Source organism: Mesorhizobium sp. P2_C5_2 (assembly GCF_056404535.1).
In genome coordinates this window covers 208333-223534 of sequence record NZ_JBFUDV010000002.1, presented here as the reverse complement: position 1 = coordinate 223534, position 15202 = coordinate 208333, and the positions used below count along the sequence as shown (strand labels likewise).

General features: G+C 64.3%; 16 protein-coding genes. 5 read left to right on the top strand and 11 right to left on the bottom strand.

Features of this window, described 5'->3' with window-relative positions; all coding sequences use genetic code 11:
- Positions 1–26: 26 nt before the first annotated feature.
- From AC1D1B_RS07930 to AC1D1B_RS07895, 8 genes are all read right to left on the bottom strand, one after another.
- The gene (locus AC1D1B_RS07930) at positions 27–755 is read right to left on the bottom strand and encodes an amino acid ABC transporter ATP-binding protein (RefSeq protein ID WP_477332095.1); all 729 of its coding nucleotides are present in this window, start codon (positions 753–755) and stop codon (positions 27–29) included.
- A gap of 56 nt (positions 756–811) precedes the next feature.
- Entirely contained in the window at positions 812–1486 is a 675-nt protein-coding gene (locus AC1D1B_RS07925; RefSeq protein WP_142869840.1) for an amino acid ABC transporter permease, read from the bottom strand.
- Positions 1483–2160 (bottom strand): amino acid ABC transporter permease, encoded by a 678-nt coding sequence (locus tag AC1D1B_RS07920; protein WP_477330929.1) that lies wholly within the window; start codon positions 2158–2160, stop codon positions 1483–1485. Before AC1D1B_RS07920 ends, AC1D1B_RS07925 begins: the two co-directional genes overlap by 4 nt.
- A gap of 133 nt (positions 2161–2293) precedes the next feature.
- Positions 2294–3082 carry an ABC transporter substrate-binding protein gene (locus tag AC1D1B_RS07915; protein WP_477330927.1) on the bottom strand — a complete coding sequence of 263 codons (789 nt, stop codon included), beginning with the start codon at positions 3080–3082 and terminating at the stop codon, positions 2294–2296.
- Positions 3083–3187: 105 nt separating this feature from the next.
- On the bottom strand, positions 3188–4351 hold the full coding sequence (locus AC1D1B_RS07910) for a saccharopine dehydrogenase family protein (RefSeq protein WP_477330925.1): 1164 nt from the start codon (positions 4349–4351) through the stop codon (positions 3188–3190).
- Positions 4348–4857 carry an Lrp/AsnC family transcriptional regulator gene (locus tag AC1D1B_RS07905; protein ID WP_477330923.1) on the bottom strand — a complete coding sequence of 170 codons (510 nt, stop codon included), beginning with the start codon at positions 4855–4857 and terminating at the stop codon, positions 4348–4350. Before AC1D1B_RS07905 ends, AC1D1B_RS07910 begins: the two co-directional genes overlap by 4 nt.
- Positions 4858–5038: 181 nt before the next feature.
- A complete protein-coding gene (locus AC1D1B_RS07900; RefSeq protein WP_477330921.1) occupies positions 5039–5770 on the bottom strand; it encodes a 3-keto-5-aminohexanoate cleavage protein in 732 nt (243 codons plus the stop codon).
- A 159-nt stretch (positions 5771–5929) separates the two neighbouring features.
- The gene (locus tag AC1D1B_RS07895) at positions 5930–6406 is read right to left on the bottom strand and encodes a MarR family winged helix-turn-helix transcriptional regulator (protein WP_477330919.1); all 477 of its coding nucleotides are present in this window, start codon (positions 6404–6406) and stop codon (positions 5930–5932) included.
- 152 nt (positions 6407–6558) lie between these two features.
- Here AC1D1B_RS07895 and AC1D1B_RS07890 point away from each other — a divergent pair, with 152 nt between their 5' ends.
- Both AC1D1B_RS07890 and AC1D1B_RS07885 read left to right on the top strand, forming a co-directional pair.
- Positions 6559–7374, top strand: coding sequence for a p-hydroxycinnamoyl CoA hydratase/lyase (locus AC1D1B_RS07890; protein WP_477330917.1), 816 nt, complete (start codon positions 6559–6561; stop codon positions 7372–7374).
- Positions 7375–7407: 33 nt separating this feature from the next.
- Positions 7408–8901: an AMP-binding protein gene (locus AC1D1B_RS07885; protein ID WP_477330915.1), complete on the top strand. Its 1494-nt coding sequence runs from the start codon at positions 7408–7410 to the stop codon at positions 8899–8901.
- Positions 8902–8923: 22 nt separating this feature from the next.
- Here AC1D1B_RS07885 and AC1D1B_RS07880 read toward each other — a convergent pair whose 3' ends face one another.
- From AC1D1B_RS07880 to AC1D1B_RS07870, 3 genes are read right to left on the bottom strand one after another with little or no spacing between them, the layout of a single operon-like run.
- Positions 8924–10231, bottom strand: coding sequence for a c-type cytochrome (locus AC1D1B_RS07880; RefSeq protein WP_477330913.1), 1308 nt, complete (start codon positions 10229–10231; stop codon positions 8924–8926).
- A gap of 10 nt (positions 10232–10241) precedes the next feature.
- Positions 10242–12542, bottom strand: a complete 2301-nt coding sequence (locus AC1D1B_RS07875) for a xanthine dehydrogenase family protein molybdopterin-binding subunit (RefSeq protein WP_477330911.1) — start codon at positions 12540–12542, stop codon at positions 10242–10244.
- 15 nt (positions 12543–12557) lie between these two features.
- Entirely contained in the window at positions 12558–13010 is a 453-nt protein-coding gene (locus AC1D1B_RS07870; protein WP_477330909.1) for a (2Fe-2S)-binding protein, read from the bottom strand.
- Positions 13011–13186: 176 nt separating this feature from the next.
- Between AC1D1B_RS07870 and AC1D1B_RS07865 the strand changes: the two genes are divergently transcribed.
- From AC1D1B_RS07865 to AC1D1B_RS07855, 3 genes are all read left to right on the top strand, one after another.
- Positions 13187–13609 carry an OsmC family protein gene (locus AC1D1B_RS07865; RefSeq protein ID WP_477330907.1) on the top strand — a complete coding sequence of 141 codons (423 nt, stop codon included), beginning with the start codon at positions 13187–13189 and terminating at the stop codon, positions 13607–13609.
- Positions 13610–13650: 41 nt separating this feature from the next.
- Positions 13651–14178: a hypothetical protein gene (locus tag AC1D1B_RS07860; protein WP_477332093.1), complete on the top strand. Its 528-nt coding sequence runs from the start codon at positions 13651–13653 to the stop codon at positions 14176–14178.
- A 253-nt stretch (positions 14179–14431) separates the two neighbouring features.
- Positions 14432–15175 carry a 2OG-Fe(II) oxygenase gene (locus AC1D1B_RS07855; protein ID WP_477330905.1) on the top strand — a complete coding sequence of 248 codons (744 nt, stop codon included), beginning with the start codon at positions 14432–14434 and terminating at the stop codon, positions 15173–15175.
- The last annotated feature ends 27 nt before the right edge of the window (positions 15176–15202 follow it).

The window sequence follows — 15202 nt, the reverse complement described above, 5'->3', positions numbered from 1 at the left end:
GGTGGCGAACTGTTCGAGTCTCGAACTTAATGCCTGAGAATCTTGCTGAGAAAAGCGCGGCTGCGCTCGGTCTTCGGCTGCGAGAAAAACTCCTCCGGCGTGCCGCTTTCGACGATCGCGCCGGCGTCCATGAACACCACGCGTTGCGCTACCTTGCGGGCAAAGCCCATTTCGTGCGTCACCACCATCATGGTCATGCCTTCCTCGGCCACTGCCACCATGACGTCGAGCACTTCGGAAATCATCTCGGGGTCGAGGGCGGAGGTCGGCTCGTCGAACAGCATGATTTTCGGCCGCATGCCGAGGCAGCGCGCGATGGCCACGCGCTGCTGCTGGCCACCGGAGAGCTGTGAGGGATAGGCGTTGACCTTGTCGGCGAGACCGACCTTGGCCAGCAAGTCGCGCCCGGCCTGCTCGGCCTCGGCTCGCGGGATCTTGCGCACATGGAGCGGCGCCAGCGTCACGTTTTCTAGCGCGGTCTTGTGCGGGTAGAGGTTGAACGACTGGAAGACGAAGCCGATCTCGGTGCGCAGCTGCGTCATGTTGGTGGCGGGGTCGCCGAGGCGCTGGCCATCGACGATGAGGTCGCCATCCTTGATCGCCTCCAGGCCGTTGATACAGCGGATCAGCGTGCTCTTGCCCGAGCCGCTCGGGCCGCAGACGACGACCACTTCGCGCGGTTCGACGCTGAGCGTGATGTCCTTCAGCACATTGAGCGAGCCGAACCATTTGTTGACGCCGCGAAAGTCGATCATGCCCGTTTTGGCCTGGCTTGGCGTGCTCATATTCGTGCGCCCTTTGGGGTTCGATGTCACAGCTGCACCTCGCCATGCGCCGCGCCCATGCGGCGCTCCAGCCGGCGGGCGAGCATGATCAGCGGGTAGCAGACGATGAAATAGCCGACGCCGACCAGGAAGAAGACCAGCAGGCCGTTGGGCACACGCTGCACCACCAGCCAGCCGACGCGGGTGAGGTCGGTCAATCCGATCGCGGAGACGACGGAAGAATCCTTGATCAAGAGCACATATTGCCCGACCAGCGGCGGCAGCACGATGCGCATCGCTTGCGGCAGCACCACCTGGCGCATGCGTTGCCAGCGCGACAGGCCCGATGCCAGCGCTGCCTCGACCTGGCCGGTCGGCACCGAGCGGATACCGGCGGCGACGATCTCGCAGATGAAGCAGGCGGCGAGGTTGGTGAGCGCGATGATGCCGGCGGTGAAGGCATCGAGCTCGATGCCGAACTCCGGCAGGATGAAGAAGATCAGGAAGATCTGAACCAGGAACGGTGTGCCGCGGATCAGGTCGACCCAGGCGCCGATCACGCTCGAGATCAGCCGGTTGCCACCGGTGCGCAAGATGCCGAGGCCGAAGCCGAGAGCCGTGCCCAGCACCAGGCTGATCAGCGACAGCATCACGGTCATGCCGAGGCCGCGCAGCGCCAGGGGATAGCTGCCGGCGAGGCTTTGCAGCTGCTGCCAGATCATGTGCTGCTCCTTGCCGGCTGCAAGCCGAGCCAGCGACTGGACAGCCCCGCCAGTCCTTTGAGGCAATAGTAGAGCAGCAGATAAAAGGCGGCGATGGTGATGAACCCTTCCGCCGGCATGAAGCGGTCGGACGCCAGCAACTGGCCGGCGCGCGTCAGTTCGGAAACCGAGATCAGCGACAGAAGCGCGGAATCCTTGACCAGCACGATCGCCTGGCCGAGCAGCGGCGGGATCGTCACCTTGAAGGCTTGCGGCAGGATGACCAGGCGCATGCGCTGGACATAGGTCATGCCCGAGGCGACGCCGGCTTCGACCTGGCCGCGCGGGATCGACAGGATGCCGGCGCGAATGATCTCGGCGACATAGGCGCCGCTGTTCAGCGACAAAGCGATGATGCCGACGACGAGCTCGGGCAGGACGAAGCCGAGACGCGGCAGGCCGAAATAGAGGAAGTAGAGCTGCGCCAGCAACGGCGTGGCCCGCACGGCATCGATATAGGCCTTGGCCGGAATGCGAAACAGCTGGCCGCGCTGCAGGTTCATGGCGGCGAGCACGATGCCGACGGCGAGCGCGCCGGCAAAGGACAGCGCCGACAGCCACACGGTCGTGATCAGACCCTGCCCGAACAGCGGCAGATATTCGACGATGGTGCGGAAGCTGAAGTTTTCGAGCATGGGCGCACGGGGGTGAAGAGGGAGGGCGATTAGCGAATAGCGAATAGCGAATAGGGAAGTAGGGAGCAGCACAAAGCATAGCCGGAACGGCCATTCCCTATTCGCTACTCCCTATTCGCTACTCGCTAATTCCTCAGTGGTCCTTCTTCCAGGCGTCGGAATTCACCCAGTAGTCGAGGTTCTTCTGCAGGCGGCCGTCGATGGTGACTTGGTTGAGGAACAGGTTCATCCAAATCAACAGGTCCGGCTCGTCATAACGGGTGGCGAAGGCGAGCGGCTCCTTCGACAACAGGTCCGGCATGATGGTAAAGGTGCCGGCGGGATAAGCGGTCGACTGGCCCGTGACCGCCGAGACGTCGTTGACGCCGCAATCGGCCTGGCCGTTGTTGACCGCGTCGAGCAGCAGCGGACCGCCGCCCTTGTAGCTCTTGATGTCGGCATCGGGGAAAGCGTTCTTGGCTTCCTTTTCGCCGGTGGCGCCCAATAGCACTGCGATCTTGGTGCCCTTGGCCTTGCAGTCCTCGGTGGTCTTGAACTTGCTGTCGGCTTTGGTGAAGACGGTGCTGCCCGTGTACATGTAGGGCGTGGTGAAGGCGACCTTCATGCCGCGCGCCAGCGTCGGCGTCATGTCGGCGACCAGCAGATCGGCCTTGCCGGAAAGTAGCGCCGGGATCAGCCCGTCCCAGTCATAGTCGAGGAAGGTGATCTTGACGCCCATTTCCTTGGCCATCAGCTCGGCGAGTTCGACCGAACTGCCCGTGCGTTCGCCATTGGCGCCGACCAGCGAGAAGGGCGGCCCTTGCGTCTGCACCGCGACGCGCAGTTCACCGCGCTTGGTGATCTCGTCGAGCGTTCCGGCACTGGCAGCAGCGGTAAAGCCCGCAAGCGCAAGTCCGGCGATGAAAAGTCTGGCAATCTTCATGTGGCATTCCTCCCTGTTGTATCTGTTGTTTTGCCCGCGGATTCCCGTGGGCTCCTTTTTGAGCGGCAGCGCCGTTTGCCGGCGGCAGCCACCGTTCGAAAATTCTTAGTCCCAGACCACCGTTTCGGTCACCTTGATGCCGCGCCTGGCCAGTTCGTCGAAGAAGGGTTCGTCGGGCACATGCAGCAGCGGGTTCAGAAGGCCAGTCGTGGTGATCTCGCGCCGCGCCAGCATCTGCGCCACGATGCTGGCGGGATAGCCGACGCCAAGGCTCATGCCGAACAGGCCGGAGGCCAGGTCGCGTTCGATGATCAGGTCCGATGTAACCGTCTTTCGGCGACCGCCCTCGAGGCCGGAAAAGACATTGCGCATCACGCAAAGGTCTTTCTCGTCGGCGCCATACTGCAATTGCGGGCCGAGCAGCCGGCCGAGAAACTCGCGCGGGCTGGCGCTTGTGCCGGGCACCTTGTCTTCGGAGAGGAAGCCTAGTTCCTTCAGCGGCGCCCAGAACGCCGACCATCCCGGCCAGCGCAGCGTGTAGCGGCCCGAACGCCACAAGCCCTTGGCAGCAGAAAGCATCTCGACATAGTGCAGCGCGTCGCCATTGGGGAAAGCTTCCAGCCGGCCGAGGCCCGCAACCTCGATCTCGTGGATGAAGCGGTTGTCGTGCTGCTGGCCCGCCGGCACTTCGACGCGCTTGCCATCCTCGATCATCACGCTGTCGCGATTCTGGCTGACCAGAACCATGTCAAAATTCCAGCTCACCTTGTAGCAAAGCGGCTTGGCCATAGCCTTCGGCTCGGGGATGCCGCCGCAATAGGAATCGATCGAGGAGATCGAAGAGAACTGTTTTGCGGCGCGCGCGTAAAGCACGAGGTCGATGCCGGGGTCGAGCCCGCATTCGGTCATGATCGAAACGCCAGCCTGTTCAGCCTCTGGCGCGAGATCGGCAATGGCCTTGCCGTAATTGGTGGTGACCAGCGGCGTGCGTGTTGCGATCGCGGCCTGCACCGCCTCGCGCATCAGCGGCTGCGGCAACAGATCGATGACGGCGTCGACATCGGCCAGCACAGTGGCGAGCGCCGGGCCGACGGCTCCTTCAGGCACGACGAAACGCACGCGAGAAAGGTCGGTCAGGCCGGCAAGCCGGGCAGGGCCGTCAGATGCGGTATCGACGCAGACGATTTCCTCGACACCGGCGCCAGCGACGAGATCGGCGATGGCCGCCCGGCCCTGCAGGCCGAGGCCGCCGAGAACAGCGATCTTCATGCCGGCTCCTTGCGCGTCGGTGTTTCTTCCGACCAGCAGCCTTCGGGCAGGCTGACCCATTTGTTGCAGGAGGCCATGACGACGAAGGTCTCGCTGCGCACCACTTCGCCGGGAATGCCGGCACCAGGGATCAGCTCGCTGGTGATGCGGTAGAGGTCGGCGACATCGCCGGCGACGGTCACGTCGACAATGATGTCGAAGCGCCCGGTGACCACCGAGGCCGAGTTGACGAAAGGCAGTTCGGCAATGCGCTGCGCGAGTTCCCGGGCGCGGCCACGTCCCTGCGCGTTGATGCCGACAATGGCCGAGATCAGCTCCGGACGCTCGGTCAAATTGAGCAGTCCGACGATCTTCAAAAGGTTGCGGTCAAGCAGATTGCGCAGCCTCGTGCGCACCGTCGGCACCGAGATCGCCATCGTCTCGGCGAGCCGGTTGATGCCGGGCTGGGCATCCTGCGACAACAGCTTGACCAGCCGTCGATCGGTTTGATCGAGATGCTCACGCAAAGGGCAAGGCTTTCATAAAGGAGAAAAATAGAAGATAATTTCTTTCTGATATGAAAATAGCCTATGAGAAATTTTTAATAACAGCAAGTGCGAAATTATCGCTCGCTGTTGTGCCAGCTTCGGGAAGATGGCAATCTCCCCCGAGGGCGAGATCACCTATCATCGACGCATGCGTCAGCCGCTACGCCGATCGGCTGGCCCGAAAGATCGCCACAGCAGCCGCCGTCAGCGCCGCATTGCCGGAAGCCACCGTGCCATCCGGCAGCTCCTTGCCGTCCTCCAGCCCGACGCGAGTAGACCAGTTGCGCTCCGCCGCACGGCGCACGAACGGCCAGACCGTGGCGTCGGCGCCATGCAACAGGACGGCGCGCCGGATGCCGGCACGCTTCAGCACCTTTTCGATGCCGTCCGAAACGGCAAAGGCCTCGTCCAGCGTCTGCTCGGAAATCTCGATCAGGATGCGCAGAACGCGCCCGCCATGGTCGAGGCTGACCAGCCGTTCGGCGTCGGCGATCGAAGCCAGGCCCGCCTCGATGCCGATGCCGCGCTGGCGCAGGCTCTCCATCACGATGGGCGCCGCCGCCTCGCTGAGATTGACCGAGGCATAGTCCGGCAATTCGCGCCATCCGGCGATGGCGACCAGCGTGCTGACATCGTCGTTCTCGATCCAGGCGCCGGTGGAAACGCCGATCAGCGTGCCGGGGCATGCGCGGCGCAGCGCTGCGATCGTCGGGTCCATCGCTGCCGGCGAAAGGCTCTCTTGCCTGTCGCTGCCGCGGGCATGGACATGCAGCTCCGCCGCACCGGCTGCGACAGAGGTCGCCCCGTCGCGCGCCATGGCGTTGGCGTCGAGCGGCAGCGTGGTATGAAAATCGGCGGGGCGCGCGCCGTTGATGCAGGCCTGGACGATCATGGTCGTGGTGATCCTGTTGCGGATGGGACGAGCCTAGCAAAGGGCTGCCAAAATCGGTACCGGGGCCGTGAAGGCTCCTGACAGGCGGGGGCCATGCGGCCTGAATCAGATTGGCAGGATGCGCCGCCATCGCCTTGTTCGAAAAGTCTTCCGCAGAGCTTACTCTTCCTCGGTCCAGATCAGCCGCAGCAGGCGCAGCAGCGTTGCGCGCTCTTTTTTTGTTAGCCGCTGCAGGAACCGGTCCTCGTGCCGGCGCACCTTGAGCCGCCATGCCGGCATGGCCGCTTTGGCTGCCTTGGTCAAAGCGAGCACCTGCACACGCCTGTCCTGCGCATGGTCGTCGCGCTCCACCAGCCCGCGCTCCTCGAGTTCGGCAAGCAGCGGCGCCATGTTGGCGCTTTTCATGCCGAGCAGGCGACAGAGCTCGGCGGCGCTGATGCCGGGCCGTTCGTCGATCAGCGCCAGCATGCCGTAGGTTACCGGGCGCAGCGCCGCATCGACAAACTCGACGGCGAAATCATTGAGCGCCAGGGCCGAAGCGCGCCGCAGATTGTAGCCGATCTGCGCGTCGAGCCTGTCTTCGGGCGCGACCCTGGTCATCTTGCGGGAACCGGTGCGATTTGCAGTCTCGATCATGCTGCAATCGATCGCCGCGATCAAAACCCTTGTCAAGCAAAAAAGACTATGCAACATAGCGATCATAAAAGCTATGTAGCATAGCGATTAATGCAAGGAGGAGCACGGCTCTTCGCTTGCCATGCAAGACCGCAAGCCGGAGGAGAGTTTCCATGACCGAAGAGACCGTAGCCTTCGACATCGAGGACGGCATCGCCTGGGTGCGCTTCAACCGGCCTGAAAAGCGCAATTGCATGAACCCGGCGCTCAACCGGCGCATGATGGAAGTGCTCGACCAACTGGAATACCGCGACGATGTCGGCGTGCTGGTGTTGTCGGGCGAGGGCAATGCCTGGTCGGCGGGGATGGACCTCAAGGAGTATTTTCGCGAGACCGAGGCCAAGGGGCTGAGCGCCGTCCGCAAGGCCCAAGGCGAAGCCTATGGCTGGTGGCGGCGGCTGCGCTGGTATCGCAAGCCGACCATCGCGATGGTCAATGGCTGGTGCTTTGGCGGCGGCTACGGCCCGCTGTTTGCCTGCGACCTCGCTTTCGCGGCAGACGAGGCCCAGTTTGCGCTGTCGGAGATCAATTGGGGCATCCTGCCCGGCGGCGGCGCCACCAAGGTGGTGGTCGACCTGCTGTCGATGCGCGACGCCATGTATCATGCGCTGACCGGCGAACTCATCGATGGCAGGAAGGCGGCGGCCTGGAAGCTGGTCAACGAAAGCCTGCCTCTGGAAAAGTTGAAGGCGCGCGTCACCGAAGTGGCGAATATTTTGCTGAAGAAAAACCCGGTCGCGTTGAAGGCGACCAAGGACGCCATCCGCCGCGTTGCCGAGATGACCTACGACAATGCCGAGGACTATCTGGTGCGCGCACAGGAAGCGGCCAATTCCTACGACAATGACGGCCGCAAGGAAGGCATCCGCCAGTTCATCGACGAAAAGAGCTACAAGCCCGGCCTCGGCGCCTACGACAAGGCAAGGTGACCAGCCAACATCCAATCGGGGAGGGAGATGTAGATGCCGGCCTGGACGACGCCCGATCCCGTGGCCTTGCATGCCGCAACGCAGCCCGAGCGCCTCGCTTGCGTCGACCTCGCTTCCGGGCGGCGTTGGACCTATCGCGGTCTCGACGAGGCCATCCAACGTGCCGTCGCCGTGCTCCAGAACGGCTACGGTATCAAGCCGGGTCAGCGCATCGCCACCGTCGCCCGCAACAGCGCCGATCTCCTCATCCTGCAGCAGGCCGCCATGCGCCTCGGCGCCGTCTTCGTGCCGGTCAACTGGCGCCTCACCGCAGCCGAGCAACAGGCGATCCTTGCCGATTGCGATCCCGCACTGCTTTTGCACGATGCCGCGTTTGATACCGCGCCGCTCAAGGGGTGCATGACGGTCGAGGTCGCTGATTTCACGGCGGCGGTGGACGTGCAGGCGCCGGCGCCGCGCCGGCCTTTGCCGCCGGCCGATCAGCCGTCGATCATCCTCTACACCTCGGGCACGTCGGGTCGCCCCAAGGGCGTCATCATCACCGAGGCCAACGCCTTTGCCACCGCGGTCAATTTCGGCGTGCTGGGGCGGGTCGGCAATTCAAGCATCTTCCTTTGCGACGCGCCGATGTTCCATGTCATCGGCCTCATCACCAGCCTGCGCCCGCCCTTGCTGCAAGGCGGCACCGTGCTGATCTCGTCCGGCTTCGAGGCCGGTCTCACCAACCGCCGCCTGGCCGACCCGGACCTCGGCGTCACCCACTATTTCTGCGTCCCGCAGATGGCCAGAATGCTGCGCAACGATGCCGCGTTCGCGCCGGCGAACTGGATCACGCTCACCGCCATCTTCACCGGCGGCGCCCCAAATCCTGCCGCCGACATTCTCTGGTGGCTGGAGCAGGGCGTGCGCATGGTCGACGGCTTCGGCATGACCGAGGCCGGCACGGTGCTCGGCATGCCGGTCGAGGCCGGCCAGATCGCGCGCAAGGCAGGCTCCGCCGGCCTGCCGGCGCCGTCGCTGTCCTTGCGCATCGTCGACGAAGATGGCCACGACGCCGCAGCCGGCGAGGCGGGCGAGATCTGGCTCAGTGGCCCCAACGTCACGCCGGGCTACTGGAACCGGCCGGACGAGACCGCGCAGGCCTTCACATCCGATGGCTGGTTCCGCACCGGCGACATTGCGCGCCGCGACGAAGACGGCTTTGTCACCCTCGTCGACCGCCGCAAGGACATGTTCATTTCGGGTGGCGAGAACGTCTATCCGGCCGAAGTCGAAATGGCGCTGCTCGATCATACCGACATTGCAGAAGCGGCTGTCATTGGCATCGCGGACGAGCGCTGGGGCGAGGTCGGCCGCGCTTTCGTGGTGCTGAAGGCGGGCTGCGTCCTCGATCCGGCGGTACTCGCCACCCACTGCGTGGCCCGCATCGCCCGATACAAGATACCGAAGGAATTTGTGCTCACCGAGGTGCTGCCGCGCACCGCCTCCGGCAAGATCCAGAAACACATTTTGCGCGGCTGGCGGTGAGCTGGAGCATCACCGCCATCCTTCATTGCGCCCGCGCTTTGGCGACGTCGGCCGGCGTGATGGCGGATTGCTTGCCGCCGAAATGCGCCAGCACGTAATTGCCGAGCGCCGCGATCTCGACATCCGAATAGGCGTTGGCGAAGGCCGGCATCGCCTGCTTGCCCAGCGGCGTCGTCATATGCGCGCCCTTCAGGATGACCTGAATGAGGTTGGTGCCATCGGGATCATTGACCGTGCGGCTGCCGCGCAGGGCCGCATAGGGTGTCTGCAGCCCTTCGCCGTTCCATCCGTGACAGCTGGCACAGGCGCCCTGGAACAGCTTGAGGCCGAGCCCGCCTTGCGCCACGGAATCCGCAGAGGGAGCATAGGCGATGGACGTCGTCAGCGTTGCCGGCGGCTCCGCTTCGACGATCGCCTTGTCGCTGCTGACTTGCGGCGGCACGGTTTTTACATAGGCGACGATCGCCTTGACGTCTTCCGGCGTCAAATGGCGCAGGCTATAGTCGACGGCTTCGCCCATGCTGCCGGTGGCTGAGCCGCGCCCTTCCGCATGACCCTTGGACAGGTAGTCGATGAGCTGCTCGTCGCTCCAGCTGCCGATGCCGGTCGTCTTGTCCGGACTGATATTGTAGGCCTTCCAGCCCTGCAGTTCGGCGCCGGCGAATTTCTTGCCGTTGTCGAGCCCATAGAGCAGGTTGCGCGGCGTGTGGCATTCGCCGCAATGCGCCATGGCCTCGACCAGATAGGCACCGCGGTTCCATTCCGCGGTCTGCTTTTCGTCCTGCGGCAGCGGACCGTTGGGGATGAACAGCAGGTTCCAGAACCGCAGGACATAACGCTGGTTGAACGGGAAGCCGAGATCGTTCTTCGGCGCCTCGGCGTGCACCGGCGGCAGGCTGAACAGATAGGCCTTGATCGCCAGCGCATCTTCCGTGGTCATCCGCGCATAAGCGGCATAGGAAAAGGCGGGGTAGAGATTGCGGCCTTGCTTGTCGATGCCTTGATGCAAGGCGCGCACGAACTCCGCGTCGCTCCAGTCGCCGATGCCGGTTTCCTTGTCGGCGGTGATGTTGGGGGAGTAGACGGTGCCGAACGGCAGCTTGAAGGCAAGGCCGCCGGCATAGGGCTGGCCGCCTGATGTCGTGTGACAGGCAATGCAATCGCCGGCCCGCGTCAGATATTCACCGCGGTCGATCAGCGCCTGGCCCGACGGCAGCTTTGCCGCCGCCACCGAGACGTCCGGCAGCGGCGCCGGCTTGAACAGGAAGATCGCAATGCCGACGGCGATGACGGCCACGACAGCGAGGAGGATGCGGACCAATCTTTTCATGGCTTGGTCCTCACAGCACTTCGGCTTCGGTTTCGGCGCCGATCCCGGAACTCTCCTCGCTGTTCGCCAGCACCGCCAGCAACGGCGCTGCCAGCGGCGGCACCATCGATACGCTGGTCTTGTCGGCGCCGTCGCTCTTCAGCTGGTTGCGGTCGATGGGCAGGCTGCGCAGGCGTTTTCCCGTTGCGGCAAAGATCGCGTTGGCAAGGGCAGGGCCGGCCGAAACCGTTGCCGTCTCGCCGATGCCGCCGGGCGATTCCAGGCTCTTGACGTGATAGACCTCGATCTTCGGCGCCTCATTGTTGCGCAGGATGCGGTAGTCGTGGAAATTGCTCTGGTCGACGCGGCCATTGCTGAAGGTGATGCCGCTGTAGAGCGCCGCCGACAGGCCGAAGATCAACCCGCCTTCGATCTGCGCTTCGACCGTGTTGGGATTGATGGCGATGCCGCAATCGACGGCGACCACCGCGCGCTGCAGCGTGATCTCGCCGGCTGGTGAGACCGAGATTTCCAGCACCGCGGCCATGAAGCTGCCGAAGGCATCGTGCAGGGAAATGCCGCGGCCGCTTCCCGCTGGAAGCGGCGAGCCCCAGCCGGATTTCTCGGCCGCAAGCTCGAGCACACCCGCTGCTCGCGGCTGGTTTTTGGTCAGCGCCCGGCGATACTCCACCGGATCCCTGCCCACTGCATGGGCGAGTTCGTCCATAAAACTTTCGACCACGAAGACATTGTGCGTGGCCCCGACCCCGCGCCACCAGGTGATCGGCACCGGCGGATCCTCGCGCACCCAGTCGACCTGGATGACGGGCAGATCATAGGGCGGCTTGGCGGCGCCCTCGACGGCATCGTCGTCAAGCTTGTCCTGCGGCCAGCCTCCCGGAATGTAGTTGCCGAGCACCGAGCCGCCGGCGACATGGTCGATCCACACAGCCGGCAGGCCGTCGGCACCGAGACCGGCCGAGATGCGATCGTAGTAGGTGGGCCGGTAGAGGTCGTGCTGGATGTCTTCTTCACGCGTCCAGATGACCTTGACCGGGTAGCTCACCTGTTTGGCGATCGCCGCCGCCTGGCCGACATATTCAGCGACAAGCCGGCGGCCGAAACCGCCGCCGATCAGATGATTGTGCACAATGACCTTGTCGAGCGGAAAGCCCGTGACCTGTGCCGCCCAGCCTTGCGCCTGGGTGGGCACCTGGGTGCCGAGCCAGATCTCGCATTCATCGGCGCGCACATGCACGACGCAGTTGATCGGCTCCATCGGCGCATGCGCCAGGAACGGCAATTCATAGCTTGCCTCGACCGTGTTGACGGCAGCTTTCAGCGCCCCGGCGATATCGCCTTCCTGGCGCGCCATGATCGGCGTCTTCTGCTGGGACGCAGCCTTCAGCGTGGCCATCATATCGGCGCTTGAAAGCTTGGCGTTGGCGCCTTCGTTCCAGGTGATGCTAAGCGCCTCGAGACCCTTCTTGGCGGCCCAGAAATGATCGCCGATCACCGCGACCGCATTGTCCAGCTTCACGATATCGCGCACGCCGGGAACGGCGCGCGCCGCGGTCTCGTCGACATCGCCGAGCTTGCCGCCAATCACCGGACAGGCGGCGACCGTCGCCACCTTCATGTCGGGCACGCGCACATCGATGCCGTAGATCACTGCGCCATTGACCTTGCCTGCCGTGTCGACCCGGCGCAGCGACTTGCCGATCAGTTCGAAATCCTTGGGATCCTTGAGCTTGACGTCGCTCGGCACCGGTTGCTTGCCGGCTGCGTCGGCGAGCGCGCCATAGGCCAGCTGCCGGCCTGTCGGCTGATGCGTGACCACGCCTAGCTTGGCGCTGCATTCCGAAACCGGAACCGACCATTGCGCGGCGGCTGCCGCAACCAGCATTGTGCGGGCTGCAGCACCTGCCTTGCGCAGCGATTCCCAGGTTGCCCGCATCGAGGTGGAGCCGCCGGTTGCCTGGCCGCCAAGGGCGGCGGTGGTGTAAAGCTTGTCGTTGGGCGGCGCGTCGACAACCTTTACCTGGTCGAGGCCGACTTCGAGTTCCTCGGCAATCAGCGTGGCTTCGCCGGTGTGCGTGCCTTGTCCCATCTCGATGTTGGGCAGGATGAAGGTGATCTTGCCGTCGCTGTCGATGCGGATGAAGGCATCGGGTGAAAAGGCGGCGGTGACGTCGCCCTCGACGGGCTCGGCCGCGGCAAAACCTGGCCTGATGCCGGCGCCCAGCATCGTGAAGCCGAGCAGAAGACCGCTGCCTTGCAGGAAGGCGCGACGCGAGGTGGCCTTTTGGGTGGAGGAGGACGGCTTGCTCATGGCTGGCTATCTCCCTCAGGCCTTCGCGGCCTGTTTTATGGCCGCTCTTATTCGCGTGTAGGTGCCGCACCGGCAAATATTGCCGGACATCGCCGCATCGATATCGCTGTCGCTCGGGTCGGGGTTGCGATCCAGCAACGCCGTGGCCGACATGATCTGGCCGGACTGGCAATAGCCGCACTGGATCACTTCGAGGTCGAGCCAGGCCTGCTGCACTTTCTTGCCCGATTGCGTCGCACCGATCGCCTCCACGGTGGTGACATGGCGCGCGCCGACCGAGGCAACCGGCAACACACAGGATCGCACCGGTTGTCCGTCAAGCTGCACCGTGCAGGCGCCGCACTGGGCTATGCCGCAACCGAACTTCGTGCCGGTCAGGCCGATGACATCGCGCAGCACCCACAACAACGGCATATCGTCCGGCACGTCGACACTGCGATCCTCGCCGTTTACAGTGAGCGCAATCATGGGCAACTCCTCGGTTATCCGCATCCCCGTGGATGATGCAGTAGGCACAAGTTCGCCGGTCGTGTCTAATCAAATGGTAGTTGTTTTCGGCAACGCAATGGGTGTGCGAACCGCACTCGCCTGCGCGCCATGGTGCCCCTGATCTTTGCCGGACTGCCGGCTGAAAGGATTTTGCGATGACTGAGTTGAAGGTCAGGACCCGCGTCACCGGCGCGACGGCAACGTTGCAACCTGGCGGCCTGCCGGCCATCACAACGCCGACCGGCGGCGTGGTCGATGTCGTCACCAGCGTCAGCGCGCCGGGCTTCAATCCGCTCGACCTGCTCTATGCCTCGCTTGCCGCCTGCATGGTGCTGAGCGCCCGCATCGCCGCCAGCCGTCTCGGGGTTGCCGCCGAGCTTGGCGAAGTACGCGCCGAGGTCAGCGGCGAGAAGGCCAAGGACGAACCGTCGCGCGTCGAAAAGATCAACATCAGGCTCGATATTGCAGGCGATCTCGACGCGGCGACGAAGCAGCGGATCGTCGAGGACGCCGAGGCGATCTGCACGGTGTCCAACACGCTGCGCAGCGCGCCGGAACTGCACACGACGCCTGGGTGAGCGCAGAACGCCTCGCGCTGCCACCAACCAAGGACGATCCCATGGCCATGATCCCGCCGATCGACTACGACACGGCTTCGCCCGACATCCGCGCCGAGCACGACAGGGAGCTTGGCCTGCGCGGGCGCATGACCAACATGAAGCGCATATTGCTGCATTCGCCTGCGGCGCACCGCATCTATGCCGAATGGTTCACCCTGCGCGATCTGCTGAAGCCCACACTCGACGACCGCGCCATCTGGCTGTTGTCGCTGGCGATCGCTGAGATATGCCGCGCCGAGATTCCGGTCACCTTCTTCCGCCGCGCGCTGATCGATAGCGGCCTTGATCCCGAGGCGGTCGAGCCCAGCGCCGACGATGCGTTGCTGATCGATTTTGGGAAGGCAGTCGCCGCCGATGCCAATGCCGTTCCCGATGATATCTGGGCAGTGCTGAAGGCCCGCTACAACGACACGCTGCTGGTCAACCTCGTCGCCTTCGCCGGCATCATGGTGGCGACCTGCGTGTTCACCAACGCGGTGAGGGTCGATCTGGACCCGGAGTTGGAGGGCTATCGCCGCAAGGGGTGAAGCTGCCAATCTCCCCCCTCGTGGGGGAGATGCCCGGTAGGGCAGAGGGGGGCGCGAAGGATCGCAAACTTCTGGTGCTTGCCCAAGGTACGATCACTATTGGCTGACAGGTCGGCGGGACAGCGCCCCCCCTCTGGCCTGCCGGCCATGTCCCCCACGAGGGGGGAGATCAGCAGCTTCGCCATCCCCGCAGGAATCGGGTGGCTCACGTCCGCCGTTCGCCCCACTTTGACCGCAGGCAAAGGAGGCATCCATGACCATCCATTCGATAGGCGCCAAACGTGCAACCCACTCGGCCGAAGCGCGCGTCGCAGCGCAAGACTGGAGTGCACTGGTCGGCGAACTAAATAGCCATGGCAGCGCCGTCATGCCGGCACTGCTTTCACCCGAGGAGTGCGCCGAGATCGCCTCGCTCTATCCGCATGAGGAGCATTTCCGCAGCCATGTGGTGATGGCGCGCCATGGCTTCGGCAAGGGCGAGTACCGCTATTTCCGCTACCCGTTGCCCGACCTGATCGGCGCCTTGCGCACCGCGCTCTATCCGCGTCTTGCTGCGGTCGCCAACGACTGGAACGAGCGCATGGGCGCAGCACAGAGCTACCCCGATGACCACGCCGCCTTCCTCGAACGCTGCCATGACCAGGGCCAGACCCGGCCGACGCCGCTTCTCCTCCAGTATGGCCCCGGCGACTTCAACTGCCTGCACCAGGATCTCTATGGCGATCTCGCTTTCCCGCTGCAGGTGGCGATCCTGTTGTCGCAGCCCGGTGAGGATTTCACCGGCGGCGAATTCGTGCTGACTGAACAGCGCCCGCGCATGCAGAGCCGCGCCGAAGTGGTGCCGCTGACCCAGGGCGACGCGGTGATCTTTGCCGTGCACAACCGTCCGGTACAAGGCACCAGGGGCAATTACCGGGTCAATCTACGCCACGGCGTCAGCCGCCTGCGCTCCGGGATGCGGCACACGGTGGGCATCATTTTTCACGATGCGCGTTGAAGAAGACACCTGCCGGCTCGCCAAGTG

What these genes read in the sequence shown, in the direction of transcription:
- AC1D1B_RS07930 (WP_477332095.1), bottom strand. Translation starts at nt 755, where the DNA reads ATGATCGACTTTCGCGGCGTCAACAAATGGTTCGGCTCGCTCAATGTG.
- AC1D1B_RS07925 (WP_142869840.1), bottom strand. Translation starts at nt 1,486, where the DNA reads ATGATCTGGCAGCAGCTGCAAAGCCTCGCCGGCAGCTATCCCCTGGCG.
- AC1D1B_RS07920 (WP_477330929.1), bottom strand. Translation starts at nt 2,160, where the DNA reads ATGCTCGAAAACTTCAGCTTCCGCACCATCGTCGAATATCTGCCGCTG.
- AC1D1B_RS07915 (WP_477330927.1), bottom strand. Translation starts at nt 3,082, where the DNA reads ATGAAGATTGCCAGACTTTTCATCGCCGGACTTGCGCTTGCGGGCTTT.
- AC1D1B_RS07910 (WP_477330925.1), bottom strand. Translation starts at nt 4,351, where the DNA reads ATGAAGATCGCTGTTCTCGGCGGCCTCGGCCTGCAGGGCCGGGCGGCC.
- AC1D1B_RS07900 (WP_477330921.1), bottom strand. Translation starts at nt 5,770, where the DNA reads ATGATCGTCCAGGCCTGCATCAACGGCGCGCGCCCCGCCGATTTTCAT.
- AC1D1B_RS07895 (WP_477330919.1), bottom strand. Translation starts at nt 6,406, where the DNA reads ATGATCGAGACTGCAAATCGCACCGGTTCCCGCAAGATGACCAGGGTC.
- AC1D1B_RS07890 (WP_477330917.1), top strand. Translation starts at nt 6,559, where the DNA reads ATGACCGAAGAGACCGTAGCCTTCGACATCGAGGACGGCATCGCCTGG.
- AC1D1B_RS07885 (WP_477330915.1), top strand. Translation starts at nt 7,408, where the DNA reads ATGCCGGCCTGGACGACGCCCGATCCCGTGGCCTTGCATGCCGCAACG.
- AC1D1B_RS07880 (WP_477330913.1), bottom strand. Translation starts at nt 10,231, where the DNA reads ATGAAAAGATTGGTCCGCATCCTCCTCGCTGTCGTGGCCGTCATCGCC.
- AC1D1B_RS07875 (WP_477330911.1), bottom strand. Translation starts at nt 12,542, where the DNA reads ATGAGCAAGCCGTCCTCCTCCACCCAAAAGGCCACCTCGCGTCGCGCC.
- AC1D1B_RS07870 (WP_477330909.1), bottom strand. Translation starts at nt 13,010, where the DNA reads ATGATTGCGCTCACTGTAAACGGCGAGGATCGCAGTGTCGACGTGCCG.
- AC1D1B_RS07865 (WP_477330907.1), top strand. Translation starts at nt 13,187, where the DNA reads ATGACTGAGTTGAAGGTCAGGACCCGCGTCACCGGCGCGACGGCAACG.
- AC1D1B_RS07860 (WP_477332093.1), top strand. Translation starts at nt 13,651, where the DNA reads ATGGCCATGATCCCGCCGATCGACTACGACACGGCTTCGCCCGACATC.
- AC1D1B_RS07855 (WP_477330905.1), top strand. Translation starts at nt 14,432, where the DNA reads ATGACCATCCATTCGATAGGCGCCAAACGTGCAACCCACTCGGCCGAA.